23 protein-coding genes are annotated in these 26,137 nt (G+C 59.3%); 10 read left to right on the top strand and 13 right to left on the bottom strand.

Annotation, left to right across the window (positions count from 1 at the left end):
• Window positions 1-3: 3 nt before the first annotated feature.
• From WDZ78_RS20915 to WDZ78_RS20895, 5 genes are all read right to left on the bottom strand, one after another.
• Window positions 4-822 carry an ABC transporter permease gene (locus tag WDZ78_RS20915; RefSeq protein ID WP_003508216.1) on the bottom strand — a complete coding sequence of 273 codons (819 nt, stop codon included), beginning with the start codon at window positions 820-822 and terminating at the stop codon, window positions 4-6.
• Window positions 823-826: 4 nt separating this feature from the next.
• Window positions 827-1,738, bottom strand: coding sequence for an ABC transporter permease (locus WDZ78_RS20910; protein WP_425674109.1), 912 nt, complete (start codon window positions 1,736-1,738; stop codon window positions 827-829).
• Between the two features lie 240 nt (window positions 1,739-1,978).
• Complete coding sequence (locus WDZ78_RS20905; RefSeq protein WP_425674108.1) at window positions 1,979-3,268, bottom strand: ABC transporter substrate-binding protein; 1,290 nt, start codon at window positions 3,266-3,268, stop codon at window positions 1,979-1,981.
• Window positions 3,269-3,298: 30 nt separating this feature from the next.
• Window positions 3,299-4,384 carry an ABC transporter ATP-binding protein gene (locus WDZ78_RS20900; RefSeq protein ID WP_425674107.1) on the bottom strand — a complete coding sequence of 362 codons (1,086 nt, stop codon included), beginning with the start codon at window positions 4,382-4,384 and terminating at the stop codon, window positions 3,299-3,301.
• A 182-nt stretch (window positions 4,385-4,566) separates the two neighbouring features.
• Window positions 4,567-5,547: a 3'-5' exonuclease gene (locus WDZ78_RS20895; RefSeq protein WP_425674106.1), complete on the bottom strand. Its 981-nt coding sequence runs from the start codon at window positions 5,545-5,547 to the stop codon at window positions 4,567-4,569.
• A gap of 190 nt (window positions 5,548-5,737) precedes the next feature.
• Between WDZ78_RS20895 and WDZ78_RS20890 the strand changes: the two genes are divergently transcribed.
• Window positions 5,738-6,640, top strand: coding sequence for a hypothetical protein (locus tag WDZ78_RS20890; RefSeq protein ID WP_026372411.1), 903 nt, complete (start codon window positions 5,738-5,740; stop codon window positions 6,638-6,640).
• Between the two features lie 36 nt (window positions 6,641-6,676).
• Here the strand turns inward: WDZ78_RS20890 and WDZ78_RS20885 are convergent, their stop codons facing one another.
• The 3 genes from WDZ78_RS20885 to WDZ78_RS20875 all read right to left on the bottom strand — a co-directional run bounded on the left by WDZ78_RS20885 (window position 6,677) and on the right by WDZ78_RS20875 (window position 10,261).
• Window positions 6,677-7,090, bottom strand: a complete 414-nt coding sequence (locus tag WDZ78_RS20885; protein ID WP_026372412.1) for a hypothetical protein — start codon at window positions 7,088-7,090, stop codon at window positions 6,677-6,679.
• 167 nt (window positions 7,091-7,257) lie between these two features.
• Complete coding sequence (locus WDZ78_RS20880; RefSeq protein WP_425674148.1) at window positions 7,258-8,151, bottom strand: transglycosylase SLT domain-containing protein; 894 nt, start codon at window positions 8,149-8,151, stop codon at window positions 7,258-7,260.
• A 325-nt stretch (window positions 8,152-8,476) separates the two neighbouring features.
• On the bottom strand, window positions 8,477-10,261 hold the full coding sequence (locus WDZ78_RS20875) for a methyl-accepting chemotaxis protein (protein WP_026372414.1): 1,785 nt from the start codon (window positions 10,259-10,261) through the stop codon (window positions 8,477-8,479).
• A gap of 475 nt (window positions 10,262-10,736) precedes the next feature.
• Here WDZ78_RS20875 and WDZ78_RS20870 point away from each other — a divergent pair, with 475 nt between their 5' ends.
• The 9 genes from WDZ78_RS20870 (at window position 10,737) to WDZ78_RS20830 (ending at window position 20,317) form a co-directional block, all read left to right on the top strand.
• A complete protein-coding gene (locus WDZ78_RS20870) occupies window positions 10,737-11,216 on the top strand; it encodes a VOC family protein (RefSeq protein WP_026372415.1) in 480 nt (159 codons plus the stop codon).
• Window positions 11,217-11,464: 248 nt separating this feature from the next.
• Window positions 11,465-12,808, top strand: a complete 1,344-nt coding sequence (locus tag WDZ78_RS20865) for an extracellular solute-binding protein (protein ID WP_425674105.1) — start codon at window positions 11,465-11,467, stop codon at window positions 12,806-12,808.
• Window positions 12,809-12,889: 81 nt separating this feature from the next.
• The gene (locus tag WDZ78_RS20860) at window positions 12,890-13,780 is read left to right on the top strand and encodes a carbohydrate ABC transporter permease (RefSeq protein WP_003508200.1); all 891 of its coding nucleotides are present in this window, start codon (window positions 12,890-12,892) and stop codon (window positions 13,778-13,780) included.
• 7 nt (window positions 13,781-13,787) lie between these two features.
• Window positions 13,788-14,672 (top strand): ABC transporter permease subunit, encoded by an 885-nt coding sequence (locus WDZ78_RS20855; protein ID WP_026372417.1) that lies wholly within the window; start codon window positions 13,788-13,790, stop codon window positions 14,670-14,672.
• Between the two features lie 32 nt (window positions 14,673-14,704).
• A complete protein-coding gene (locus WDZ78_RS20850) occupies window positions 14,705-15,826 on the top strand; it encodes a sn-glycerol-3-phosphate import ATP-binding protein UgpC (RefSeq protein WP_026372418.1) in 1,122 nt (373 codons plus the stop codon).
• A 423-nt stretch (window positions 15,827-16,249) separates the two neighbouring features.
• Complete coding sequence (locus WDZ78_RS20845; RefSeq protein WP_425674103.1) at window positions 16,250-17,578, top strand: LLM class flavin-dependent oxidoreductase; 1,329 nt, start codon at window positions 16,250-16,252, stop codon at window positions 17,576-17,578.
• Between the two features lie 149 nt (window positions 17,579-17,727).
• Window positions 17,728-18,723: an aliphatic sulfonate ABC transporter substrate-binding protein gene (locus tag WDZ78_RS20840; protein ID WP_026372421.1), complete on the top strand. Its 996-nt coding sequence runs from the start codon at window positions 17,728-17,730 to the stop codon at window positions 18,721-18,723.
• Entirely contained in the window at window positions 18,720-19,589 is an 870-nt protein-coding gene (locus tag WDZ78_RS20835; RefSeq protein ID WP_026372422.1) for an ABC transporter permease, read from the top strand. Before WDZ78_RS20840 ends, WDZ78_RS20835 begins: the two co-directional genes overlap by 4 nt.
• Entirely contained in the window at window positions 19,586-20,317 is a 732-nt protein-coding gene (locus tag WDZ78_RS20830) for an ABC transporter ATP-binding protein (protein ID WP_020812834.1), read from the top strand. The genes WDZ78_RS20835 and WDZ78_RS20830 overlap by 4 nt, the downstream gene beginning before the upstream one ends.
• Window positions 20,318-20,329: 12 nt before the next feature.
• On the opposite strand, the gene WDZ78_RS20825 is transcribed toward WDZ78_RS20830, so the two are convergent.
• The 5 genes from WDZ78_RS20825 to WDZ78_RS20805 form a co-directional block, all read right to left on the bottom strand.
• Entirely contained in the window at window positions 20,330-21,157 is an 828-nt protein-coding gene (locus tag WDZ78_RS20825) for a carbohydrate ABC transporter permease (protein ID WP_425674101.1), read from the bottom strand.
• Window positions 21,154-22,038 carry a carbohydrate ABC transporter permease gene (locus tag WDZ78_RS20820; RefSeq protein ID WP_035213836.1) on the bottom strand — a complete coding sequence of 295 codons (885 nt, stop codon included), beginning with the start codon at window positions 22,036-22,038 and terminating at the stop codon, window positions 21,154-21,156. The genes WDZ78_RS20825 and WDZ78_RS20820 overlap by 4 nt, the downstream gene beginning before the upstream one ends.
• A 64-nt stretch (window positions 22,039-22,102) precedes the next feature.
• Entirely contained in the window at window positions 22,103-23,377 is a 1,275-nt protein-coding gene (locus WDZ78_RS20815) for an extracellular solute-binding protein (protein ID WP_425674099.1), read from the bottom strand.
• A 75-nt stretch (window positions 23,378-23,452) separates the two neighbouring features.
• Entirely contained in the window at window positions 23,453-24,526 is a 1,074-nt protein-coding gene (locus WDZ78_RS20810) for an ABC transporter ATP-binding protein (RefSeq protein ID WP_026372427.1), read from the bottom strand.
• A gap of 7 nt (window positions 24,527-24,533) precedes the next feature.
• On the bottom strand, window positions 24,534-26,045 hold the full coding sequence (locus tag WDZ78_RS20805) for an alpha-N-arabinofuranosidase (protein ID WP_026372428.1): 1,512 nt from the start codon (window positions 26,043-26,045) through the stop codon (window positions 24,534-24,536).
• Window positions 26,046-26,137 lie beyond the last annotated feature (92 nt).

The raw sequence follows: 26,137 nt of genomic DNA, 5'->3' as shown, positions 1-26,137 counted from the left end.
TCTTTATCCGCGTGAATGGCGGCGATTGAGCGTAACGATCAGGCCAAGCGTGGCCGCAATCACCAGGAAGGAAAACAGGGTTGTAACAGCACCGAGCGCATAAAGCACCGGCGTCGTGACATTGGTGGTCATGCCGTAGATTTCCAGCGGCAGCGTGTTGTAGGTGCCTGACGTCATCAATGTGCGGGCGAATTCGTCATAAGAAAGCGTGAAGCCGAACAGGCCGACGCCGATCAGGCTCGGCGCGATCATCGGCAGCACCACATGGGCGAAGGTCTGCCAGGAGGATGCGCCGAGATCGCGGGCGGCTTCTTCATAGGACGGCGAAAAGCGGTTGAAGACGGCGAGCATGATCAGCACGCCGAAAGGCAGCGTCCAGGTGAGATGCGCCCCGAAAGCTGATGTATACCATGAAGGTTCCAGTCCAAGCTGCTGGAAAAGAACACCAATACCGAGTGAAATGATGATCGACGGCACGACGAGGCTGGCGACCGACAGGTAGAATAGCGGCGTCGCGCCGATGAACCTGCGCCGGAAGGCAAGGCCCGCCAGCAGAGAGACGAGCACGGTGACGGCCATGACCATCAGCCCGAGACCGAGGGAGCGGCGGAAGGAGCCGCCGAAATCACCGACAGCCTGCTGTTCGAAGAGATTACCGAACCAGTGCAGCGAAACGCCGTTCAACGGGAAAGTCAGCCCGCCATTCGGCCCCTGAAAGGCGAGGATGAGGATGGCCGACAACGGGCCGTAAAGGAACAGCACGAAGAGGGCGAAAAAGAAGGCGAGGATATAGAATTCGCGACCGCGTTTTTCCTGATGCATGGGACTAGAGCTCCTTGCGGATATCGACGATGCGCAGGATGCCCGCGACCATCAGAAGAACGAGGATGAGCAGGATGACGGCATTGGCGGCGGCGGCAGGATATTGCAGCAGCGACATCTGGTTCTTCATCATCAGCGCCACCGACGCGCTCTGGCCGCCGGACATGACCTGAACCGTGGAGAAATCGGCCATGACCAGCGTGACGACGAAGATGCTGCCGATGGCCATGCCGGGCTTGGCAAGGGGAATGATGACGTTGCTGAGCGTCTGCCAGCCCGTCGCGCCGGCGTCACGCGCCGCCTCGATCAGCGATTTGTCGATGCGCATCAGCGTGTTGAAGATCGGCGTGACCATGAACAGCGTATAGAGATGCACCATGGCGAGCACCACGGCGAAGTCAGAATAAAGCAGCCATTCGATCGGCTCGGGAATGATGCCGGTGCCGACCAGCGCGCTGTTGACGAGACCGTTTCGACCCAGAACGGGGATCCACGAAATCATGCGGATGATGTTCGATGTCAGGAAGGGCACGGTGCAGACGAGGAACAGCACCATCTGCATCGTGGTGGTGCGGATATGGAAAGCGAGGAAATAGGCCACCCAGAAACCGCAGAACAGCGTGATCGCCCAGACCACGGCGGCATATTTCAGGGTGTTGAGATAGGTCTGCCAGGTGACCCAGGAACCGAGCGTTTCCAGATAATTGAAGGTCACGAAATCGGGATACATCTGGGCAAAATCGTAATCCCAGAAACTGACGACGGCGATCATGAGGATCGGCAAAGCCAGGAAAAAGCCGAGGATCAGCAGAAGCGGGGCGGCCTGCACATAGGACACAAGCTTTTGCGGCAGCGCGAAGCTGCGGGGCGGTCTGTCCTTTTTGTCGCTGACGCCGATGAACCTGACCGTCACCATATCCGAGCCTTTCCCTGAATTTGCGGAAGCACCGGCGGCAATGCCGCCAGCCAGCACGTAACAAGCCCTCCACACTCTCGACGTCATCCTCGGGCTTGACCCGAGGATCCAACCACGTCTGAGGTGGTGGATCGTTAGATCCTCGGGTCAAGCCCGAGGATGACGGACGAGAGGTTTGTGCGCCTGCCGATTTCAGGACCGGCGACGATAAACCGCCGCCAGTCTTGTTTTTTACATAGATCAGGCCGCGATGAATTCGTTCCAGCGGCGGACCATGTAGCGGTCTTCGTCCATGACGGAGTTCCAGCACGCGACCTTGCCCATGCGCTCCTCGAAGGAGCCGCCGTCGCGCACCGCGCCCGCCTTTTCCATGACCTTGCCGTCAGGGGCGATGATGTCGCCCTGCGCCGGCTTGCCTTCGACCCAGTAACCCCACTCGTCGGCGGACATGTGCTCCTTGGCCGTTTCCATGGCGGCGGAATAATAGCCCTGACGGTTGAGATAAGCGCCGACCCAGCCCGAGGTGTACCAGTTGATATATTCATAGGCCGCATCAAGCTTGGCTCCGGAAAGATGCTTGGCGAGACCGAGGCCGCCACCCCAGGAGCGATAACCTTCCTTCAGCGGCTGGTATTTGCAGGCTATGCCCTTGGAGCGGACCGCAGCAACCGCAGGCGACCACATGGACTGGATGATGACTTCGCCTGATGACATGAGGTTGACGCTTTCATCGAAGCTCTTCCAGAAGGCGCGGAACTGGCCGTCCTTCTTCGCCTTGATGAGGAAGTCGATGGTCTTGTCGATCTCCTCCTTGGTCATGTTGCCCTTGTCGGCATATTTGATGTTGCCCATGGCTTCCATGATCATGGCCGCATCCATGATGCCGATGGAGGGGATGTTGAGGATCGAGGTCTTGCCCTTGAACTTGGGGTCCATGATATCGGCCCAGCTGGTGATATCGCGGCCGACGAGATCGGGGCGGATGCCGAGGGTGTCGGCATTGTAGATGGTCGGGACCATGGTGAAATAATCGGTCTCGCCCTTGGCGAACGTCTTGTCGCCGGGCTTTTCAACGAAACCGACCGTGTGCGGGGCCGTGCCCTGCGCCACGACGCTGTCCGGCTTCAGCTTGCCGTTTTTGAACAGCGGCACGATCTTGTCGTAATATTTGAGTTTCTTGATTTCCATCGGCTGGATGACGCCGGCGGGATAGACCTTCTTCAGGATCCAGTATTCGATATCGGCGATATCGTAGGAGTTCGGCTGGGTGACGGCGCGCTGGGCGGCGGCATCCGAATCCGTCGCCGTCATTTCGAGCGTGATGCCGAGATCGGCCTTGCACTTTTCGGCAATGGCGTTGAGGTTCGACACGCCGGTGCCGAACTGGCGGATGGTGATGGGGTTCTGCGCCCAGATGGTCGGGAAGCCGGTGATGAGGCCGGAGCCGATTGCGGCGCCCGTGGCGGCCGCACCCGCCTTCAGGAGGCCGCGGCGGGAAAGGCCCTTCTTGCTGCTGGTGATGTCTGTCATTTCAAAGTTCTCCTCTGGTTATTTTTGGGGTCACTTCTCTACCCGGCCGAGCACGATGGCATCGGCCGCATTCCATGAAAGCGGTATGGCGTCACCGGTCCTGACCGGGTTTTCGAAGAAGGCGGCATCGCTGAGGATGACGTTGAAGTCCTCAATGCCCGCGCCGGTCACGGCGATCTTCACGCTTGCGCCGCGATATTCGACATTCGAGACGATGCCGGTGAAACCGAGGCCCGGCTGGTCTGCCTCACCGACGCGGACGCGGTCGGTGCGCACGGCGATATCGATCGCGCCGTCATCCGGGGCGACGCCGCTTGCCGTGAAAGTGCCGCCGCCGGCCACTTCGAGCGTGACGAGATCGTCAACCTTTTCCCGGAAACGCCCGGAAATGACGTTGTGGTCGCCCATGAAACGGGCAACGAAGGCGGTGGCGGGACGCTCGAACACCTCGCGGGGGGTGGCTGACTGTTCGATACGGCCGTCATTCATGACGACGATGATATCGGCCAGCGCCATGGCCTCTTCCTGGCTATGGGTGACGTGGACGAAAGTGATGCCGAGCGAGGTCTGCAGCTTCTTCAGCTCGGCGCGCATGCGGATTTTGAGGAACGGGTCCAGCGCGGAAAGCGGCTCGTCCAGCAGCAGCGCCTCGGGATCGGTGATGAGCGCACGCGCCAGCGCCACGCGCTGCTGCTGCCCGCCGGAAAGCTGGGCCGGACGCCTGCTGGCATAGGGTTCGAGCTGCATCAGCTGCAGCATTTCAAGCGCCTTCGCCCGGCGACCTTCCTTGTCCACACCCTTCATCTTGAGGCTGAAGGCGACATTGTCGACGAGATCGAGATGTGGAAACAGCGCATAGGACTGGAACATCATTGCCGTGCCGCGTCTGGCCGGCGGCAGATCGGTGACGACCACATTGCCGAGCCTGATGTCACCGCTGGAGATGCTCTCGTGGCCAGCAATCATCCTGAGCGTCGAGGTCTTGCCGCAGCCCGATGGGCCGAGCAGGCAGCAATAGCTCCCGGCCGGTATCTTGAGGCTAATCGCATGCACGGCGGTGGTGTTGCCGTAAATCTTCGATACGGAAGCGATGTCGATTGCTGCGGCTTTGCTCATAAACACTCTCCTGCGACGTCTTTGTCATGCAGGAGGCGTGCCAATCGGCTTAGCCATTGATGTAAAATGATATTTTTCTGCGCACCCGAAACCCGTGTGCGGACCTGCCCAATTTTACATCGATTGTTTTCGATTCATTGCAGAAATTGTATGCAATCTGAAAAGCCGAAATACCCCGTGTTTCAGCCGGCCTTGAACCTGTCGAAAGCGGTGAGATATTTGACTGTGGGGTCGGCATCCCAGCGGTAGATTTCGGTCCGCAGGAAATGCAGTTCCTCTTCGAGCTTTTCCTCCGGCAGTTCCACCCACCAGGATTTCGGCCGGCCATCGGAACCGTCGGACCAGCGATAACCCCGCTTTTTCAGATGATCCTTCATGTCGAAGGGGCTGTTTTCCGCGTAGATGCGCACCCTTGACCGCTGGCTCGCCTCACGGAGTTCGGCAAATGGCCTGCTGCTCTGGCCGGGGCGCGTCTGCTCCAGCACTTCCAGCAAGGCGAAACAATCGTCCACCGCGCGATGGCCGTCGTGGAAATAACCTGACTGTCCGATCAGATAACCAAGCTTGTTGCCCTCGAAACCACGCACACGCCAGTCTATTTCCGAAACCGAGCACGCCCATGCCTTGTTGCGGAAGATTGGCGAGAAGGCCTCGCAAAAGGGGCGGTCGAAACCCGCATTGTGAGCGACGATCAAATCAGCATCGGCAATGAGGGAAGTCAGCCGCGCCATGTCGATCGACTGTCCCGCAACCATCTCGTCGGTAATCCCGGTCAGGCGGGTGATTTCTTCGGGAATGGCAATAGCGGGCTGCCGCAACCCGCCATAGATGCCGGTGACATCGCCGATCGCACCGTTATCGTCGAATGTGAAGGTGATGACGCCGATTTCGATGATCTCGTCCGTGCGATGGTCGAGGCCCGTCGTTTCCGTATCGAGGATGACGCCCTGGCGGGGAAAATCCGGCCTTGGCCGGTCGACGACCGCGCGCGGCTGCAGCCGGCGCAGGACACGATAATTGCCGGTAGATTCAAGATATCCGGCAAGGGCCTCATCGTCCGTAGCGGTCTTTTGGGTCGTTTCGCGACCACCCGCTTTTCGCCCTCTTTCAGCCTGCGGAAGCCGCGCTGACGCGGAAGCGAAAAAATCCAACTGGGAGGTCATTATGCGCCTGTCCGCCTTGCCCGCAAATCAAGATTAAGTACTCCAACATATGCGCACAGGCTCACAGTAACAACAGCGGTCACTCTCATCCACAGGAACGGGATATATCACGGGGTACAGTTAAGGGTTGCGGCTTCAATTTACGATGGTAAAAAAACACACCGTTCCCGTGTTTCAGGAGAGAAGAAGAATGCCGCTTCCATCACCTTCCAACCCGAAAACGCTTGCCGACCAGGGCCAGTTGAAGCTCTTTCCGCTGCAAAGCGGCCCGCATTTCGCCAATATCGGCCTGAACAACGGGGCGAGCGGCATTGTTTTTACGGGCTACACGCGCGATGCCAGTCTGGACAATGAAGCCTTCTCCTGCTGCGGCAGCTACACCCTGCGCAATTCCGTCCACGCCGCGATTGCCGGCACGACCAGCGATAATTGCACGGTCTTTGCCCTGAAGAGCATCATCAACCAGCGCCCCTGCCTCGCGGTCGGGAAATTCGACCCCGATGGCAAGCCGGTGGAATTGTCGAAGTCGGAGTTTGATCAGGTCACCAAACCCCTGTTCCAGTTCGCGGACAAGGTTTCGCCGATCCTCGGCAGCGAGCCGGCGCCGGGTATCCAGATCCGCAGCGGCGACGCCTCCTATAATTATCAGGTGGATGCGCGCAGCGGCCGCTTCCGCTTCACCTATAAGGACGCCATGAACGGCGGGCGTTTCGGACCTTCGGCCGACGGCAATTTCTCTCTCGAACATGACGGTCATCGCCTCGCCAGAATAAGTGCCGGCGGCAGCTACAGCAGTTCGGACAATTCGATTGCCGCCTCGGCCTATCGCGACATCGATTCCCGCGGCTTCGAAACGACGGTGCGCAGCGGCCAGGCTTCCGCCATGTTCGGAAGAACCTACACGGAAAACGCCATTACCCGCAAAATGGGCGTCGGTTACGGCAACACCTCGTTCCGACGCGAGGACACACCGGGCGGAACGATCAAGGAAAGCCTCGGGCACAAGCTGGACAAGGTCACACTTGAAGTATCCCGCACGCGCGACCGGGCGAAGGGCACCGAATATATGCTCACCATCAAGATGGAGCTCTGAGGCACTCGGCAACCGCAGCGGCTGCGACGGACCTTCTCAGGAGGCTGGACGATTGAGAAGCGTCTCGCAGTTGGCGGGATTGCCGATGATCTCACTCGTCTTGATAGTTGAGGCGGCATTCGCGGTGATCTTGATGATGCAGTCGCGGCGATGTTCCTTGATCTTCATGCCTTCGGTTTCCGAGACCCGCGACTGCCCGTCCACGTTCCTGACTTCGCGCCTGTTGCTGAGGCCGGCATAGGTCTCCACATCGACCTTCAGCCAGTAGGATTCGGTTTCGCCGTTTTCGATGATGACCTTGTTCGGGCGGCCAAGCCGGGCGATTGCGGCGTCACGCGGCTGTCCCACGAAACTTGCGACGGTGCGGGAGACCTGCGTCTCCCCGGCGCTGGTGCACGCCGCAACGACGACCAGAACGGCCGCCAGACATCCGGTTTCAAACCATTTCATTTCCAGATCATTCCCCACGCATGCAGCCGGCCCCTGTCGCCCAGCATTCGCGGCAAATCTATGCATGAACATTTCCGCCTGAAAGATGGGACGTCCTTCAAGCCGATCAATTTGTTATGATCAGCCTTGTCGCGGAAAGAAGACTCGCCGGTCCGGCTCGGCCGTTTTTACCGGTTGCGGAACACGGTGCAGGGAACGCCCGCCCGCCGGATATCGCCACAAAGGGTGTTGGCTTCGGCTCTGGTTTCGCGGCCGATGCGGGCGGCATAACGCGGGCGCGACCCGAAGTTTCCACCCCGCTGCCGCACGATCAGCGCCCTTTCGGCATTCAGCGGTTGCGAAAGCTGCAGGATCGCCCGGGTGAAAAGCCGGTTCGCTACAGCAGGATTATAATGCGCCGCAAGCTGCACGCCCCAGGGCGCCCAGTCTGCTGATGCAATGAGGACGGGATCGTTCATGGTGCGGGTGTCTGCGAGACGCACGCATGCATCGAGGAAAGGCCGGCTGTCATCCAGTGCCGGCGCCGCCTTGTCCGGCGGGTTGTCCTTCCAGGTTTCCACCGGATAACCGGTGATCGCAAACACATAATCCCGGGTTTCGGTCGGCAGGCGACCGTTGGCGATGAAGTTCCGCAAGCCCGCCTCCCCCGCATTATAGGCTGCGGCGGCAAGACCGAAATTACCGAACTGCACATTCAATTCGGAGAGATACCGGGAAGACGCTTCAAGCGCGGCGATGATGTTGAAACTGTCGTCAAGACCGCGCAGCCGCGCCGTTCCCGGCATGAACTGGGCAATGCCCTCCGCGCCCTTCGGGCTGACCGCACTCGCCCGGAACAGGCTTTCCCGCCAGATCAGCCGGGCGAAATAATCAGGCGGAACAGCATGGCGGGCGGCAAGGACCTCAATGGCGTGGCAAAGATCTTTATTGTAACTGCCGACATTGATGCACAGGTCCGGCGCGACATCATGGGTATAGGCGCAGGCGGCTTTTTCCCCGGCGGGCTCTTCGGCTTGCGCCGCGCCGAAGGCTGCGGTCAGCAGACACAGGGCAAGAGCCACGCGGCTTGTCGATATCCCTGCCAAGCGAAAGTCCCCGAAAACTCCAAACGCGATGTGCCGATTATCGGCCAATCCGGAAGATATGCCCAGCTTTCCGGCTTGTCATCACGTATCGAACACCGAATGGACTGGCGTGATCGGATGGGGCGCAGACGGCGGGCAGCGCCTTTCAAGTCAGTAATGGAGGATCAACATTCTGTCGACGTCATCCTCGGCCCTGTGCCGAGGATCTAACCACGTCGAATAAAATCAATACGTTGCAGATCCTCGGGACAAGCCCGAGGATGACGTTGGCGTGATTGGCTCGGCTTGCTGAGGCCTCACCCTAAAAGTCCTGCCACTCCTCATGCTTGACGGCAACCGCAGCGGAACCGCGCGCCGTAAGCGGGCGGGATGCGCTGCGATGCGAGCTCACCGGCGCGGATTGCTGCTCAAAGCCGCCCCGCGCCGGGGCTGTGTATCGCGTCGCGTCGTCGAACCGGAATTGCCCGAGAAGCTCGAACAGGGCGGCCGCTTCCCGCGCAAGGCTGTGGCTTGCGGCGGTCTGTTCCTCCACCATGGCGGCATTCTGCTGGGTGCCCTGATCGACGGTGTTGACCGCCTGATTGATTTCCGCAAGCGCCGTCGACTGTTCCCGCGCGGCATCGACAATCGCCACGACATTGGTGTTGATATCCCGCACCTGCTCGGCAATTTCCTGCAGCGCCGAGCCAGCCCTGGTAACAAGACCGACGCCGTTTTCCACCTGCGCGCCGGAGGCATTGATCAGGCTCTTTATTTCCTTTGCGGCCGTTGCGGAACGCTGCGCGAGTTCGCGAACCTCCTGCGCAACCACGGCAAAACCCTTGCCCGCCTCGCCTGCGCGGGCTGCTTCCACGCCGGCATTCAGCGCCAGAAGGTTGGTCTGGAACGCGATCTCATCGATCACGCCGATAATGTTGGAGATTTCGCGCGATGATTTTTCGATCTGGTCCATGGCGCCGATCGCATCGCGCACCACCTGGCCCGAATGTTCCGCATGGTCACGAGCGCGGGTGACGATCTTGCCCGCCTCTTCCGCGCGGCGGCTTGAATCATTGACGGCAGTGGTAATCTCTTCCAGCGCGGCTGCCGTTTGCTCGATGGAGGCGGCCTGCTGTTCGGTGCGCCGGGCGAGATCATCGGCGGCGGACCTGATCTCGTTGGAACCGGAAGAAATCGCGCCGGCATTTTCAGACACCAGCGTCATGGCCCTTTTGAGCTTTTCCGACGCTGCGTTGAAATCGGTGCGCAATCTTTCAAGCGAGGGGATGAAAGGTTTATCGATGTTCTGGGCAAGATCGCCCTCGGCCAGATCGGTAAGGCATTGTGCGAGTTTTTCGACATTTTCGACGCGGCCGGTGACATCGGTCGCGAATTTGACGACCTTGAACACCTTGCCGTTCAGATCGAAGATCGGGTTATAGGACGCCTGAATGAAGACCTTGCGGCCGCCCTTGCCAAGCCGCATGAACTCGTCCGCAACGAGATCGCCGCCGGCCAGCCGCTTCCAGAACTGCTTATATTGCGGCGACTGCGTATAGGCCGGTTCGCAGAACATGGAATGATGCCTGCCCTGCACTTCCGCCAGCGAATATCCCAGCGCCGCCAGAAAATTCTCGTTCGCAGTCAGAACCTCTCCATCAGGGGAGAATTCGATGATGGCCTGCGCCCGTGACAGGGCGTCGATCTTGCCCGCATCTTCCGCCACCTTCAGCTTGCGATCGGTGATATCGGTGGCGATCTTGACGACTTTCACCGGCTTGCCGCGACGAAACACCGGATTGTAGGATGCCTCGATCCAGACTTCCCGGCCGCCCTTGCCGATGCGCTTATATTGCTGCTGATCGAATTGGCCGGCCGATAGCTTGGACCAGAAGGCCTTGTAATCCTGAGAAGACACGACGGAGGGCTCCACGAACATGCTGTGGTGCCTGCCGACAATTTCCGAAAGCTCATAACCGAGCGCCCGACAGAAATTCTCATTGGCGGTAAGAATCTTTCCCGAAAGGTCGAATTCTATGATGGCCTGCGATTTGGAAAGCGCGGCGAGAACCGCGACAGCATTGGCACCACGATCAAGAATACTCACGCGCAATCCTCCGATAAAAAGGAATGTTTCCATCCAAAATTATTCACAAATATTATGATTTCATTCTTAAATAATATTTAATGATAATATTGATTTTCATCAGATACATTGAATGGCTCAGAAAAATTTCCGTTCGCTGGCCTTCCTTTCATGCCTGTGCCCTTGGCCGAAGTCACGACGATGCAATAGTTCTATCGTTACTTTACGTCCGAGCCGGGGACTTGCTTTCCGTAGAGATCGCAAGACCCGGCAATGCATCGGGAAGACACAATTGATTTGACGACCGTGTTTGCGGTGCGCGCCTGTACCCGCGGATTTTATGGCTGACGGCCCCATTGACGCTGGCTTTAGCGGTGATCGATGCAGCGTTTTCGGAACGTTTGCGCCGCGGCTGCATTTTATGCCTGATCGGGAACTGGCAATAGGCAAGCAAGTTGCCCGGCGGCAGGGGGGACGATTTCAACTAGGGAGGATTATGCAGGTGGAAAAGAACACGATCTGTATCTGGTACGACAAGGATGCGGAAGCAGCCGCCAGATTTTATGCCGAGACCTTTCCGGACAGCGCGGTAACCGCCGTCCACCATGCGCCGAGCGATTATCCGTCCGGCAAGAAGGGAGATGCGCTGATGGTGCAGTTCACCGTTGCAGGCGTCTCCTGCATCGGCCTCAATGGCGGACCGGCCTTCAAACAGAGCGAGGCTTTTTCGTTCCAGATATCGACCGAAGACCAGGAAGAAACCGACCGTTACTGGAACGCCATCGTCGGCAATGGCGGTGAAGAAAGCGCCTGCGGCTGGTGCAAGGACAGATGGGGCGTCTCCTGGCAGATTACGCCGCGCGTGCTGATGGACGCCATGGCCGCCGGCGGCGCGGAAGCCAAGCGCGCCTTCGAGGCGATGATGGATATGAAGAAAATCGACGTCGCCACCATCGAGGCCGCACGCCGCGGTTGACTTTCGAGAACCATTCAGCAGCAGGTAGTAAAACGGGCCAAAAACGTAAACCGATTGATAAATAAGGATAAATCCAGATTTTTCGGCTTTTCCGCCGCGCAGATTGGGCTGCGCGGCCAGTCATCATAAAATGTTCAACAAAATGTAAGCGATCCGTCAAAGACGGCTGTTAGCAGAGCCCGTGGCTACGTGCCGGGGACATGAGGTCCTTGCCGAGCAGGCCATCATTCCATCAACGGGGCTAACTCATGAAATCTTCCGCTCTGACTTCCTTCGTGGCCGGCGTCGCAATCGCCGCCGCCTTCGGCGCCACGGCCGCCCAGGCAGAAAAGACCAAGTTCGAATTCTGGTACGGCCTTTCCGGCGATCTTGGTGACCGCGTGCAGGAGACCTGCAAGAAGTTCAACGATTCCCAGGCCGAATTCGAGATCGTCTGCACCTCGCAGAACGATTACGAATCCACACTGCAGAACACCATTGCCGCCTACCGCGCCAAGAAGCAGCCCGCCATCACCCAGATTTATGACGCCGGTACGCTGGACATGATGCTGTCCAAGGCTTTCGTACCCGCCAAGAAGCTGATGGCCGACAATGGCTACAAGATCGACTGGAACAATTATTTCCCCGGCATCGCCAATTATTACGCCACGGCCGCCGGTGAGCTGAACTCGTTCCCCTACAACTCCTCCACAGCTGTCTTCTATTACAATGTCGACGCTTTCGAAAAAGCCGGCATCACCTTCAAGCCCGACACCTGGGAGCAGGTTGAAGAAGCCTCCAAGAAGCTGAAGGCCGCCGGTTTCGAATGCCCGCTCGCCTTCAACTTCGACACCTGGATGCTGATGGAGCAGTTCTCCGCCATCCACAACCAGCCGATCGCCACCAAGGGCAACGGCTATCAGGGTCTCGACGCGGAACTGACGATCAACAAGACCAAGTTCGTCGATCAGGTCAAATTCTTCAAGAAGATGCAGGACGAGAAGCTGTTCGTCGTCAAGACCAAGCAGCTTGGCATGGACATCCTGCCGGCCTTCACCTCGCAGACCTGCCAGATGTTCATGTCCTCCATCGCCAGCCACGGCACCGTTGGCAAGGCCATGCCTGAAGGCGTGAAGTGGGACGTCGCCATGCTGCCGATCTGGAAGGGCGCGGAACGTCACAACTCACTGGTCGGCGGCGCTTCGCTATGGGTCATGGCCGGTCGTCCGGACGCCGAATACAAGGGTGCAGCCGCATTCCTCAACTTCATCGCCCAGCCTGATATGGTTGAGTGGTGGTCGACCGTCACCGGCTACATCCCGGTCACCAAGACCGGCTTCGACGCCATGAAGGCCAATGGTTTCTACGACAAGGCTCCCTATAAGGGCCGCGAAAAGGCGATCGAGAGCCTGACGTTTACGCCGCCTTCCGAATATACCCGCGGTATCCGCCTCGGCGGTTTCACGCAGATCCGCAAGGAAGTCGCCACTTCGCTCGAAGCCATCTTCATGCAGAACGCCGATATCCAGGCTGAACTCGACAAGGCCGTCGAGCGCTCCAACACCGGTCTGCGCCGCTTCGAAAAGACCTATGAAGGCGCCAAGCTGAACTAAGCGCTCTTTCATCGCTCTCAGAAGCCTGTCCGGACGATCTCCGGGCAGGCCCGCCGAAATCTCGAACATTGCCGGACTCCAATGGAAAAGCGTACCGTCTTCAAAAGCACGTGGCTGCCTGTGCTCTTCGCCCTGCCGCAGTTCCTGCTCATCCTTCTGTTCTTCTATTGGCCGGTTGCGGCGGTGCTGAACTGGGCATTCACCCTGGAGCCGCCCTTCGGCGGCCAGGCGGAATTTGTCGGCCTGGCCAATTTCGTGGAAACCTTCGGCGATCCGCTTTATTGGCAATCGATCCTCACGAGCCTGATCTTTGCGATCGCCGGTCCGTTTTTCGCGATCCTCATCGGCCTCGTGCTCGCCCTTGCGGTCGACCGGCAGCTTCCCGGCTCCGGCTTTTTCCGGGTGCTTTATATCCTGCCCTATGCGATTGCCGGTCCCGCCGCCGGCATGGCCTTCCGCTTCATCCTGTCGCCGGAACGCGGTCTCGCCGCATCGCTGAATTCCTGGTGGCCGGATATCTGGAACCCGGCCAAATACGGCGAACACGCGCTCATCCTCGTCATCGTCATCTTCATCTGGAAATGGGCGGGTTACACCTTCATCTTCCTGTTCGCCGGCCTGCAATCCGTGCCGCGTTCGCTGACGGAGGCCGCCGCCATGGACGGCTCCGGGCCCATTCGCCGCGCCATCGACATTCAGGTGCCGCTGCTCGCGCCGACCCTGTTCTTCCTGACCGTGATCATGATGACCGAGGGCTTCGTCGGCGCCGATACGTTCGGCATCGTCGCCTCCACCACCGAGGGCGGCCCCAACCACGCCACCGAAGTGATGGTCTATCGCATCGTCAGCGAAGCCTTCGAGGGGCTGAACTATTCCGGCGCCTCGGCGCAGAGCCTCGTCCTCATCGGCCTCATCATGGTCTTCACCTTCATCCAGTTCCGCTTTGTCGAGCGGCAAGTCCATTACAAGTGAGGCGGCCATGATCCAGCGCACCCCTTACGCCGACGCCCTGACCTATGCGATCATGGCGGCCGGCCTCCTCCTGCTCATCGGCCCCTTCATCGTTGTTATTTCCGGCGCGAGCCAGACGGTCCAGCAGGTCAACAGCGTCCCCTTCAGCTTCATGCCGCAGGGCGAATTCTTCACCAATGCGCAGGCTGCCTGGCAACGCGCCAATCTCGGCAACGCCCTCCTCAACAGCATCATCATGGCGACGCTGGTCACCATCGGCAAGGTAGCCCTTTCGGCCTTCACCGCCTTTGCGATCGTGTTCTTCCGCTCGCCGCTCAAACACCTGTTCTTCTGGACGGTGTTCATCACGCTGATGCTGCCGCTCGAAGTGCGCGTGGTGCCGACCTATTCGGTCGCCGCCGATCTTTTCCAGCCGTTCCGCTCGATTCTCGGTCTGTTCGGCATCGAGGTCACGCTGGAATGGAACCTCCTCAACTCCTATGCCGGCCTTACTTTGCCACTGATCGCCACCGCAACCGGCACCTTTCTCTACCGGCAGTTCTTCATGACGATACCGGACGAGCTGGCGGAGGCCGCGCGCATGGACGGTTCGGGCGCGGCGCGTTTCTTCGTGGACATGCTGCTGCCGCTGTCGCGCACCAACATGCTGGCGCTCACCACCATCATGTTCGTTTATGCCTGGAACCAGTATCTCTGGCCGCTCCTGATGGTCACGGACCCGTCCTACAAGACGGTGATGATGTCGCTCCGCGCGCTTTTGCCCGCCGATGACGGCACGCCGGACTGGAACGTCACGCTGGCTGGCTCCCTCATCATCATTCTGCCGCCGCTTCTCGTCGTGGCCTTCCTGCAACGCTGGTTCGTCCGCGGCCTCGTCTCGTCCGACAAGTAACAGCGCGGCTCTCAACAACAAGGTTTTCTATCATGGCTCAGATCGATATTCGTCAGGTTCGTAAATCCTACGGCAAGACGCCCACCCTGCACGGCGTGGACCTCTCTTTCGACTCCGGCGAATTCGTCGTCATCCTCGGCCCCTCCGGCTGCGGCAAATCCACGCTGCTGCGCATGATCGCCGGTCTGGAGGACATCACCTCGGGCGAAATCGCCATTGGCGGCCGCGTGGTCAACACGCTGGAGCCGCGTGAACGCGGCTGCGCCATGGTGTTCCAGAATTACGCGCTTTATCCGCATATGTCGGTGGCCGGCAATATCGGCTATGCGCTGAAGGTTGCCGGTGTTCCCAAGGCCGAACGCCAGCGCCGCATCGAGGAAACCGCAAAGATCGTCGGCCTTTCCGATTATCTGGAGCGCAAGCCGGCCGCCCTTTCCGGCGGCCAGCGCCAGCGTGTCGCCATGGCCCGCGCCATCATCCGTGAACCTGCCGTGTTTCTTTTCGACGAGCCGCTCTCCAACCTCGACGCCAAGCTGCGTGTGACCATGCGCGCGGAAATCCGCAAGCTGCACCAGCGCCTCTCCGCCACATCCGTCTTCGTCACCCATGATCAGGTGGAGGCCATGACGCTGGCCGACCGGCTGGTGGTGATGAACAAGGGCAATGTCGAGCAGGTCGGCCATCCCCTGGATATCTATCACCGCCCGGCCAGCACCTTCGTGGCGTCCTTCATCGGCTCGCCGGCCATGAACCTGTTTGCCACAAGGGTGGAGGTGGAATCCCCTGCCGTGATGCTGGATGGCACTCCGGTGAAACTCTTCCCCGAAACCGCACTGGAACTGCGCGGCCGCGACGTGACGGTGGGCATCCGCCCGGAACAATGCGTGGTCAGCACGGAAGGCGCGGGCGTACCGGCTATCGTGGATTTCGTCGAAGAACTGGGCTCCGGCCGCATCGTCCATGCCAATATCGCCGGCGAGACTTTCTCCGCCGCCATCGGTGAAGACCTCTCGGTAAAACCCGGCCAGCGCGTCCAGCTGGACTTCCCCACCGCCCACCTTCATTTCTTCGATCCCGCCACCGGCAAGCGTATCGAAACGGAGGGCGCCATCGAAACCACCCGTATCGGGAATGAGAAACTGCTGGCGGTTTAAGCGCCGCGCAAAATGCTCCGGTGCGGATTTGGATAGTCCGTCCGCACCGGCTCCTGCATCGAGGTAATCTTGGCGCCTTACGGCTGATCAAACCAGATAAATTACATCAGGAAATTCAGCCAATATTCTGATTTTTATACACTTAATAAAACTTATTCATCAGAAAGATGGTTGCCGCCATCCGTCTTACTGCGGCCGCTCCGCTGTTACACTTCGAAGATGACCGAGCGGCTGTCGCCATGGGATCATCGCCAAATGCAGAATTTCAGCAAAAATCTTTCGGTTCGGAAATCATAATCGGAATAGTCTTTGCCGCGTCGATCCTCCGGCAGGGATATCGTCGCGACGAGCAAAGGCCTGTCTGCATTTAAAGCCATCAGCAATACGCCGCGCAAGCCGAGAACATCAACGAAAGCGAATCCCATGGCAAATGATCGCAAACTGCATCTCGGCGCCTTCATGCGGCCCGTCAGTCTCCACACGGGTGCATGGCGTTATCCGGGCGCCTTTCCGGATGCGAATTTCAATTTCGCCCATCTCGCGCGTTTCGCACAACAGCTCGAGGCCGCGAAATTCGATGCATTCTTCATGGCGGATCATCTGGCGGTGTTGAACATGCCCACGGAGGCATTGCGCCGCAGCCACACCGTCACCTCCTTTGAGCCCTTCACCCTGCTTTCGGCGCTTGCCGCCGTCACCTCCCGCATCGGGCTGGTCGCCACCGCCTCCACCACATTCGATGAGCCATATCATGTGGCCCGGCGTTTCGCCTCGCTCGATCACCTCAGCAACGGCCGCGCCGGCTGGAACATCGTCACCACGTCAAATCCCGACGCAGCCCGGAATTTCGGCCGCGAGGAGCAGCCTGACCATGCCGAGCGCTATGGCCGTGCGCGGGAATTTTACGATGTCGTCACCGGCCTCTGGGATTCCTTTTCGGACGACGCCTTTATCCGGGATGTCGATAGCGGGCTGTTCTTCGATCCGGAAAAAATGCATGTGCTTGATCACAAGGGACCTGAATTTTCCGTGCGCGGACCGCTCAACATCGCACGTCCGGTGCAGGGTTGGCCCGTCATCGTGCAGGCCGGCGCATCGGAGCCGGGACGTCAGCTTGCCGCCGAAACCGCGGAGGTCGTTTTTGCCGCAACACCCACGCTTGCGGCAGGAAAGGCCTTTTATAAGGACGTCAAGGACAGGACCGTCGCAGCGGGTCGTTCCCGCGACGGAATTGTCATCCTGCCCGGCGCTTTCGTTCTCGTGGGTGAAAGTGTGGAAGAGGCCAAGGCCAAACGCACCAAACTCGACAGCCTTGTCCACTATGACAGCGCCGTCGCCTCGCTTTCGATTGCGCTTGGCCATGATGTTTCGGGTTTCGATCCAGATGGCCCACTGCCTGATATTCCCGAGACGAACGCCAGCAAATCCAGCCGTGAAAGGGTGATCGAGCTCGCCCGAAGCGAAGGCTTGACGGTGCGCCAGCTTGCCCAGCGGCTGGGCGGCTATGCGGGTCTAGCCTTCGTCGGTACGCCGAAGACCATCGCCGACGAAATGGAGCAATGGCTCCACGAAGAGGGCTCGGACGGTTTCAATGTCACCTTCCCTTTCCTGCCTGCCGGCCTTGACGGCTTCACGACGCAGGTGGTGCCGGAACTGCAAAGGCGCGGGCTGTTCCGCAAGGACTATGAGGGGCCGACATTGCGCGACCATCTTGGTCTGCAACGGCCGGCCAATCGTTTTTTCCCTGAATAACGCGCCGTCGCGCCGATCCCGCTCGCGGTAGGGAGATTTTCCACGCCGGTCGCAAAGTTTGGCATGGGGTTCCAGAACGGCGGATTGACCTCAAAAACACCCGCCCATACCCTTAAAGTATACAAATTACATAAATTAGGTGAATTAACATGAAGGCCGAACATTCCCGCCGCCAGATCCTCAAATTCGGCATTGCCGGCGCGCTCGCAGCACCACTTGTCACGGGCAATGCCCTGGCCCAGAGTTCGCCGGAATTTCCTGCGGAGCTGAAGCTGGACTGGGGGTTTTACTCCTCGCACACGCTGCTGATAAAGAACAAGGGCTGGCTTGAGGAAGCTTTCAAGGATGTCGGCACCAAGATCACCTGGGTGCAATCCCGCGGCAGCAACAATTCGCTCGAATTCCTGAAAGTCGGCTCGACGGATTTTGCCGGCTCGGCCGCACTATCAGCCTTTCTCGCCCGCGCCAACGGCGTGCCGCTGAAGGTTATCTATGTGGCGAGCTGGGGCGGTTCCTCCATCATTCAGGTGCGCCCGGACTCGCCGGTCAAGACCGTCGCCGATCTCAAGGGCAAAACCATTGCGGTCACCAAGGGCACCGCGCCCTATTTCACCCTCGTCCGCGCGCTTGACCAGAACAAGCTGTCCATCGATGACCTCAAGGTCGTGAACCTGCAGCATCCGGAAGGTTTCAACGCGCTTCAGCAGGGTCAGGTGGATGCCTGGGTCGGCATCGATCCGCATACCTCCCAGGCCGAGCTTGCGGGCGACCGGGCGATTTTCGATGAGCGCAGCTGGCGCGACGGCAGCGTCTTCAGCGTTTCCGAGGAGTTTCTGGCGAAGCACCCGAAAGCGGTCGACAGGCTTCTTGGCGTCTGGGTGCAGACGCAGAAATGGATCCGTGAAAACAACGGCGAATTCATCGATTTTGTCACGCAGGTCACCGGCAACGATCCCAAGATCACTAAGCTGACGATCGAAAAGCGCGACTGGAAGGATCCCGTTCCCGGTGAGGAATTGCTGAACTCGATCCGCATCGTCACACCACTCCTGGGCGACGACGTTCTGCGCCCGGGCGTCAATGTCGACACTGTCCTGTCATCGCTGATCGATCCGGCGCCGGCGAAAAAGGCACTCGGCGCATGAATTCCCATCCGCGCGAATTCCAGCGCGTGAAACAGACTGCGAAACAGTTCCCTTCCCGATTGCCGCTTGTGCAAAGGGTGGGGAATTTCCTTGGCCGCTTTGATCTGCGCGGCGCAATCGTGCCGGTCGGATCATTGCTGCTGCTTGAGCTTTTCGTTCGCCTCGGCTGGGTCAGCCCCTATGTGCTGCCGCCGCCCTCCGAACTTTACGACACTTTCCTGCGACTTGCGGAAGGCCCCTTGTGGACGAATGTCGCGGCCAGTACCGCGCGCGTCTTTGTCGGCTTCGTCATCGGCTCCCTGCTCGCCATCATCGTCGGTTCGCTCGTTGGCCTGGTGATTGCCGCCGAACGTTATCTCGAGCCGACATTTCAGGCGCTGCGGGCGGTCCCAAGCCTTGCATGGGTGCCGCTGCTGATGATCTGGTTCGGCATCGGCGAAACCTCGAAAATCGTGCTGATCGCCAAAAGCGCGTTTTTTCCGGTTTATCTCAATCTCTTCTCGGGCATCCGAAATGTCGACCGCAAGCTGGTGGAGGTGGGCGAGATGTATCGTCAGCCGCTGCCCGTGCTGGTTTGGCGGATTTTCATTCCCGCCTCGCTGCCGCATCTCTTCACGGGCCTGCGTTACGGGCTGTCGCTTGCCTGGCTGAGTGTCGTTGCGGCCGAACTTCTGGCCGCGTCAGAAGGTATCGGCTACATGCTTTCCGACGGACGGGAGCTTTCCCGACCTGATCTCGTCATGATCGCCATCATCTGCCTTGCGGTGCTGGGCAAGATTTCCGACAGCCTCTTCAAGATCGTCGAAGACCGCTGCCTGCGCTGGCGCGACACCTATCCCCTTCAGCAGGAAGGACGCCTGCGATGAGTTTGCTCAATGTCGATGTGCGCGAAAAGGCTTTCGGCGACACAGTGATCCTTCAGGATATCCAGCTCACGCTGGGTGATGGCGAAGCGGCGGTTCTCCTTGGCCCCAGCGGCTGCGGAAAGAGCACGCTGCTGCGCATCGCCGCCGGCCTAGACCGGCGTTTTTCAGGCGCTGTCAGAATTCAGCAGGACGAGGAAAAGGCATCGGACTCACCGCCCATCGCCTTTGTCTTTCAGGAGCCCCGCCTGATGCCCTGGCTGACGGTTGCCGAAAACATCGGTTATGCGGCCGGAAGGAAATATGATGTCGAGCGCGTGAAGGGGTTGATTGACGATGTCGGTTTGAGCGGCCACGGCGGCGCGCTGCCGAAGGCCCTTTCGGGCGGCATGGCGCAACGCGTGGCGATCGCAAGGGCGCTCTATACCGAGCCGCGCATTCTGCTGCTCGATGAACCTTTCAGTGCGGTCGATGCCTTCACCCGTATGAAGTTGCAGGACCTTGTGCTGAAGCTCATCGAACAGCGCGGCATTTCCTTCCTGCTCGTCACCCACGATATCGACGAGGCGCTCTATCTCGGCGACCGGATCTACATGATGGGCGCCCATGATGGCCGTATCCAGCAGCGGATAGAGGTGGATGTGCCGCGCCCGCGCGACCGGCGATCTCCTGAACTCGCACACCTCAAGAACGAGGTGCTGACCGCCCTGCACAATGCCCACGTCATCTAAGCAGCGCCGCCCTCACCCTTTCACACCGGACGAGATCATGATCGCTTCCGTCACGCGCCGCTGAAAGATGACATAGGCGATGATGACCGGCAGCGCCGCCAGCATGGCGATGGCCATCAGGCGCGCATAAACAATGCCGAAAGTGTCGTTGACCTGGGTGATGCCGACGGGGATCGTCATCATGTTTTCAGAGGTGACGACCAGGAACGGCCAGAAGAAGGCGTTCCACACCGTGATGAAAGTCACGATCGCCATGGCGGTGGTGATCCCCCAGTTCAGCGGCAGATAGACCTTGAACAGGATGGTATATTCGCCGCCGCCATCCAGAACCACCGCTTCGCGCATCTCCTTCGGCACGCTGTCGAAGAACTGCTTATAAACGATGATGACGATGGGCGTGATGAGCTGCGGCAGGATGATGCCCGCCCAGGTGTTGATGAGGTTGAGGTTCTTCATCAGAATGAACTGAGTGACGACGAGCGTCTGCGCCGGCACCATGAAGCTCGCAAGCACGACGCCATAAAGCAGACGCCGTCCCGGAAAGCGGATCTGCGACAGGGCATAGGCGCACAGCATCGAAATCAGCAGCACGGAGACCGTGACGATTGCGGCGGTGCCGATTGAATTTGCGTACCAGGTCAACAGCCGCGTGTTGAAGAGCGCGTTCACATAAGCCCCCAGCTGAAACTCATCTGGCAGCAGCGACATGTTGCCGGCAACATTATTGTCCGAACGTAGCGACGTCACGAAACCCCAATAGAGCGGAAATATCCAAACGAGCGCCGCCGAAAATGTCAGCAGGGTCAGAACGACATTTTCTAGTCTTTTCGTGAAGCTCATGAGTTCCTCCGGATGCGCAGCAACTGGAACTGGAGAATGGAAACGGTGACGATCAGCAGGAAGAGCACGGTGGCCACGGCGGAGGCGTAACCGCCATTGTTCAGCTGGAACGCCTCGCGATAGACCTTGAGCAGCAGCACGAAGCTGGAATTGAAGGGCCCGCCGCCGCTCAGGAGATAGATCTGGTCGAATATCTTCAGCTGCAGGATCAATTGCAATGTGAGAATAAGCGCCGTGACCGGCCAGAGAAGCGGCCAAGTCACCCGCCAGAAGCGCTGCCACGTCGTTGCGCCGTCAAGTGAGGCCGCCTCATAAAGCTCCGCCGGAATATTGCGCAAACCGGCGATGAACAGCAGCACGTTGAAACCGTTCGTCCACCAGATGGTGACGACGGCGACCATCGGCATGACCCAGTAGGGATTCTTGAAAACCGCGACCGGTTTGCCGGCAATCAGCGAAATCACCGGCTGGAGAATGCCGAACTGCAGATCGAGCATCCACGCCCAGATTTCCGTGACGACCGAAACCGGCAGCACATAGGGCAGGAAAAACAGGCTCATGGCAATCGTCTGCTTCACGCCCGAAAGGCGGCTGACGGCGAGAGCGATCATCAGGGCGATGACGGTCGTCGGCACGACGGTCAGAAGCACGAAATAGCCGTTGTTTTTCAGCGACGTGACGAAGAGGCGGTCGCTCAGCAGCTTTGCGTAGTTCGCAAACCCCACCCAGTCACCGTCGCCGATCAGCGGCGCATCGGTGAAACTGATGCGCACCATCTCGATCAGCGGGTAAAGGAAGAATGTGACGAAGACCACGATGAACGGCGTCACCATCGACAGCGCGATCAGCGATTTCTTGCGCCGGTTTTCAATCATAGCCATGGAGTGTCTCCGGGACCTTGCATTGTGTGCTGCCCTCCGGCCAGAAACCGGAGGGCAGGTTCTGTTACTTCAGCTTGCTTTGCAGCTCTTCCTTGATCTGCTCCACCGCATCCGTGCCGCTCATGAAGCCCTGAATGGCCGGCGCGATGACGTTGAGAGCTGCATCATAGGCGGGCGAGGCCACACCGGTGATCGTCGTCTTCGGATCGAACACCGCCGCTTCCGCCAGCGATGCATAGGTGGCGTTCGGCTGCATCGCCTTGTATTCGCTACCTTCGGTGATCGATTTATAGGCCGGGATGTGGCCGGCATCGGCCCAGCTGATGGCGTGTTTTTCCATCCAGCCGATCACCTTCATCACGGCGGCGCGTTTCTCGCCGGAAACGGTCTTGTCACCCTGGTTGGGGATGGCAAAGGCGTGCGAATCCGCCCAGGTGGCGCGCTTGCCCATGAAGGGCGGAACCTCGACCGCACTCCACTTGAAGCCCAGCTTGCCGTTTTTCTCCAGGTCCTTGTAGGTCGGCACTTCCCATACGCCGTTCAGCTGGAAGGCGGATTTTCCGGCGGAGAAGAGCGCGACGGAGGCAGGATACTCTGCCTGTTCCGGCGCCCAACCGTTTTCGCGCCATTTCGACATGGTGTCGATTGCCTTGGCGGCCTTCTCGGCATTGTCGCCGGCCAGAACCTCGCCATTGGTGACGAGTTCGCCGCCCTGCTGCGAGAACAGGGTGTAAAAGACGCGCCAGACACCGGCTTCGCCGCCGGACTGATAGGTGACCGGCGTTTCAACGCCCTTTTCTTTCGCCCAGGCCAGCGCCTTTTCGAAATCATCCATCGTCTGGATGCCGGTCAATTTGCCTTCGGCATCGAGATAGGGCGAGCCTTTCAGGAGATCGGCATTGTAATAAAGAACAAGCGCGTGAATATCGAACGGCACGGCATAAAGCTTGCCGTCATGGGTGGCCGCTTCAAGCGGTGCGCTGAAGAAATCTTCTTTCTTTAGTCCGGCCTCCTCAAGATCCTTGTCGGTAATCTCGCTCAGCACCTTTTCCTGCAGGGCGAGCGGCGCACGCGACAGGTGATAGGTCATGACATCAGGCCCTTCCCCGACGGCAGAGGCGGTCCGCACCTTGGTATAGAAGGGAACGCCCCATTCCAGCGTCGTCCCCTTGACCTGGATATCCGGGTGCTCCTTGTTGAAGGCATCGATCAGCGCCTTCATGCGCACGCCGTCACCGCCGGACAGAAAGTCCCACCAGACGATATCCTGTTTGGCCAGCGCCGGCAGGGCGGTCAAACCCAGAACCGTGCCAACAAGCAATGTCTTGATCAATCGCATCGTTCACTCCTCCCGTTTATGTGGAAACACCCCTTGAAGAGGCGGTCTGCTGCATCGAAAGACGCCTCCTCGCGCCTATCGCAACCTTTTGCCGTCCGTGTCGAAAACCAGAATATGGTCGGGCGCAGCGCTCAGCGACACGGACCGGCCGTCCAGACTTTCGCGCGATCCCTGACGTTGCACGATGATTTCCTTGCCGGACAGCGCGCGAGTATAGAGGTAGGAGACATCACCCAACTCCTCCGCCACCTCGACATTGACAGGCAGGGCGCCATCTTGCGAAATCATCAGATGTTCCGGCCGAACGCCGATTTCGACCCGCTGGCCGGTGGAAACAGGCTGTGAAAGCCGCGCTTCGAGATGTCTCTGGCCGCCATCGAGCGAAAGCGTCACGACGCCGTTTGCCTGCTCGACAATTTCCGCCTGCAGGAAGTTCATCGCCGGCGAGCCGATGAAACCCGCCACGAAGCGGTTATCCGGATCGTCATAAAGGGTAAGCGGCGCACCCGCCTGTTGCACCACGCCGCCCTTCAGCACGAAAATCTTGTCCGCAAGCGTCATGGCCTCCACCTGGTCATGCGTGACATAGATCATCGTGGCGCCGAGCTTGCGATGAAGCCGTGTCAGCTCCAGACGCATCTGGACACGCAGCTCCGCATCGAGGTTCGAAAGCGGCTCATCGAACAGGAAGACCTTCGGCTGGCGGACGATCGCGCGGCCTATCGCCACGCGCTGCCGCTGGCCGCCGGAAAGCTGCGACGGCTTTTTATGCAGGTGGTCTTCAAGCTGCAGGATGCGGGCAGCCTCGCCCACTCTCTCATTCACCTCCGCTTTCGGGCGGCGCGCGAGACGCAGGCTGAAGGCCATGTTCTCGAACACGCTGAGATGCGGATAAAGCGCATAGTTCTGGAACACCATCGCGACACCGCGATCGGCCGGTTCGACGGCCGTGACATCACGGTCGTCGATGGCGATATGGCCGCCGCTGGTCTCCTCAAGACCAGCGATCATGCGCAGCAATGTGGATTTGCCGCAGCCGGAAGGCCCGACGAAGACCGCAAAACTGCCGGTCGGGATTTCCATCGAGACATCCCGGATCGCAGCGAAGGAGCCGAAGGACTTGGCGATATTGTTGAGACGGACACCCATGGCCGCCTCACTGAACCTTCAGCCGCAGCACATGGTATGACAGCGCCGGAACGGAACCCTTCAGCGCCCCGTCCTCGACACCGACGCCGCTGCCTTGCACCGGCACGACGCGATCCGGCTGATCCGGGCCGTTGCCGACACGCAGGTCATAGCCCGCCATGGCCAGATGCAAATCGAGCGTGGCGGAGGAGAAGCCGGTGAGGCTGACATTGACCTCTGCCGCCTCGGTCAGATGACGATTGAGCACGAACAGCGTCACCATGCCTTCCGCCTCGTCATAGACACCGGCGACATCCAGATATTTGACGTCATCGGCCGCGTTGCAATCATAAGTCGGGCAATCGACCGCAACGTTCAGCGCAACACCACGGCCATAAAGCGAGGCGAACTGATAGGGATAATAGATCGTCTGACGCCAGGCCGGCCCGTTCTTTTCCGCCCGGATGGGGGCGATGACATTGACGAGCTGGGCGATGCAGGCGATGCGCACGCGGTCCGAACGGCGGATGAACTCGTTGAGCAGGCCGGCGACAAAAAGCGCATCTTCGAAGTTGTATGTCTCTTCCAGAAGTGCGGGCGCTTCCGGCCAGTCCCAGCTCTTGATGCGTTTGCCGTCTTCTTCGCGGATGTGATACCAGACGTTCCATTCGTCGAAGCAGATGGAAACATCGTTCTTGGCGCGCTTCTTCGCCTTCACATAATCGATGACGCCGGCGATGGTCTGGATGTAACGCCCAGTTTCCTCGATCTTGCCGAAATAATTCAGCGTGTCGCGGCTGTTATTGCCGAAATATTTGTGCAGCGAGATGTGGTCGACATTCTCATAGCACTCCTCCAGCACCTCGCGCTCCCATTCGGGATAGGTCGGCATGCCGTCATTGGAGCTGCCGCAGACAATCGCTTCAATCGTCGGATCGAAACCCTTGAAGGCCTTGGCCGTCTCGTTCGCCAGGCGGCCATATTCCACCGCGGTTTTGTGGCCGATCTGCCAGGGGCCGTCCATCTCGTTGCCAAGGCACCACATTTTCACGCCGTGGGGTTTTTCCGTGCCGTGGCTGCGGCGCAGATCGCTCAGCGCGGTGCCGCCCGGAAAATTCACATATTCGAGGAAGTTGCGGGCGTCATCCAGACCACGGGAGCCGAGATTGACGGCAAGCATCATCTCGATACCGGCCATCTGCGCCCAGTCGGCGAACTCGTTGATGCCGATCTGGTTGGTTTCCTTGGAGCGCCATGCGAGGTCAAGACGGATCGGGCGCTGGTCGCGCGGCCCGATGCCGTCTTCCCAGCGATAGGCCGAAACGAAGTTGCCGCCGGGATAACGGATGGCCGGAATTTTCAGGTCCTGAACAAATTTCAGAACGTCCTGGCGAAAGCCGTTTGCATCCGCCTGCGGATGGCCGGGCTCATAAATCCCGCCATAAATCGCACGCCCCATATGCTCGATGAAGGCGGAATACAGACGATCGTCGATACGCCCAATCCGGAAGTCCCGGTGGACTGAAACCCGCGCTTTCATAGGCTCTCCTCCCTGCGCATTTATATCTCAAAATATGATATGAACCATGTTTGATAATATAGTTGCCGAGGGAATCCGCGCCTGTCAACCGC

Source organism: Agrobacterium sp. M50-1 (assembly GCF_049843495.1).
Lineage (GTDB): Bacteria > Pseudomonadota > Alphaproteobacteria > Rhizobiales > Rhizobiaceae > Agrobacterium > Agrobacterium radiobacter.
Note: the sequence above shows the minus strand (reverse complement) of the source record. Positions and strands in the feature narration are given on the sequence as shown.

What these genes read in the sequence shown, in the direction of transcription:
- WDZ78_RS20915 (WP_003508216.1), bottom strand. Translation starts at nt 822, where the DNA reads ATGCATCAGGAAAAACGCGGTCGCGAATTCTATATCCTCGCCTTCTTT.
- WDZ78_RS20910 (WP_425674109.1), bottom strand. Translation starts at nt 1,738, where the DNA reads ATGGTGACGGTCAGGTTCATCGGCGTCAGCGACAAAAAGGACAGACCG.
- WDZ78_RS20905 (WP_425674108.1), bottom strand. Translation starts at nt 3,268, where the DNA reads ATGACAGACATCACCAGCAGCAAGAAGGGCCTTTCCCGCCGCGGCCTC.
- WDZ78_RS20900 (WP_425674107.1), bottom strand. Translation starts at nt 4,384, where the DNA reads ATGAGCAAAGCCGCAGCAATCGACATCGCTTCCGTATCGAAGATTTAC.
- WDZ78_RS20895 (WP_425674106.1), bottom strand. Translation starts at nt 5,547, where the DNA reads ATGACCTCCCAGTTGGATTTTTTCGCTTCCGCGTCAGCGCGGCTTCCG.
- WDZ78_RS20890 (WP_026372411.1), top strand. Translation starts at nt 5,738, where the DNA reads ATGCCGCTTCCATCACCTTCCAACCCGAAAACGCTTGCCGACCAGGGC.
- WDZ78_RS20885 (WP_026372412.1), bottom strand. Translation starts at nt 7,090, where the DNA reads ATGAAATGGTTTGAAACCGGATGTCTGGCGGCCGTTCTGGTCGTCGTT.
- WDZ78_RS20870 (WP_026372415.1), top strand. Translation starts at nt 10,737, where the DNA reads ATGCAGGTGGAAAAGAACACGATCTGTATCTGGTACGACAAGGATGCG.
- WDZ78_RS20865 (WP_425674105.1), top strand. Translation starts at nt 11,465, where the DNA reads ATGAAATCTTCCGCTCTGACTTCCTTCGTGGCCGGCGTCGCAATCGCC.
- WDZ78_RS20860 (WP_003508200.1), top strand. Translation starts at nt 12,890, where the DNA reads ATGGAAAAGCGTACCGTCTTCAAAAGCACGTGGCTGCCTGTGCTCTTC.
- WDZ78_RS20855 (WP_026372417.1), top strand. Translation starts at nt 13,788, where the DNA reads ATGATCCAGCGCACCCCTTACGCCGACGCCCTGACCTATGCGATCATG.
- WDZ78_RS20850 (WP_026372418.1), top strand. Translation starts at nt 14,705, where the DNA reads ATGGCTCAGATCGATATTCGTCAGGTTCGTAAATCCTACGGCAAGACG.
- WDZ78_RS20845 (WP_425674103.1), top strand. Translation starts at nt 16,250, where the DNA reads ATGGCAAATGATCGCAAACTGCATCTCGGCGCCTTCATGCGGCCCGTC.
- WDZ78_RS20840 (WP_026372421.1), top strand. Translation starts at nt 17,728, where the DNA reads ATGAAGGCCGAACATTCCCGCCGCCAGATCCTCAAATTCGGCATTGCC.
- WDZ78_RS20835 (WP_026372422.1), top strand. Translation starts at nt 18,720, where the DNA reads ATGAATTCCCATCCGCGCGAATTCCAGCGCGTGAAACAGACTGCGAAA.
- WDZ78_RS20830 (WP_020812834.1), top strand. Translation starts at nt 19,586, where the DNA reads ATGAGTTTGCTCAATGTCGATGTGCGCGAAAAGGCTTTCGGCGACACA.
- WDZ78_RS20825 (WP_425674101.1), bottom strand. Translation starts at nt 21,157, where the DNA reads ATGAGCTTCACGAAAAGACTAGAAAATGTCGTTCTGACCCTGCTGACA.
- WDZ78_RS20820 (WP_035213836.1), bottom strand. Translation starts at nt 22,038, where the DNA reads ATGGCTATGATTGAAAACCGGCGCAAGAAATCGCTGATCGCGCTGTCG.
- WDZ78_RS20815 (WP_425674099.1), bottom strand. Translation starts at nt 23,377, where the DNA reads ATGCGATTGATCAAGACATTGCTTGTTGGCACGGTTCTGGGTTTGACC.
- WDZ78_RS20810 (WP_026372427.1), bottom strand. Translation starts at nt 24,526, where the DNA reads ATGGGTGTCCGTCTCAACAATATCGCCAAGTCCTTCGGCTCCTTCGCT.
- WDZ78_RS20805 (WP_026372428.1), bottom strand. Translation starts at nt 26,045, where the DNA reads ATGAAAGCGCGGGTTTCAGTCCACCGGGACTTCCGGATTGGGCGTATC.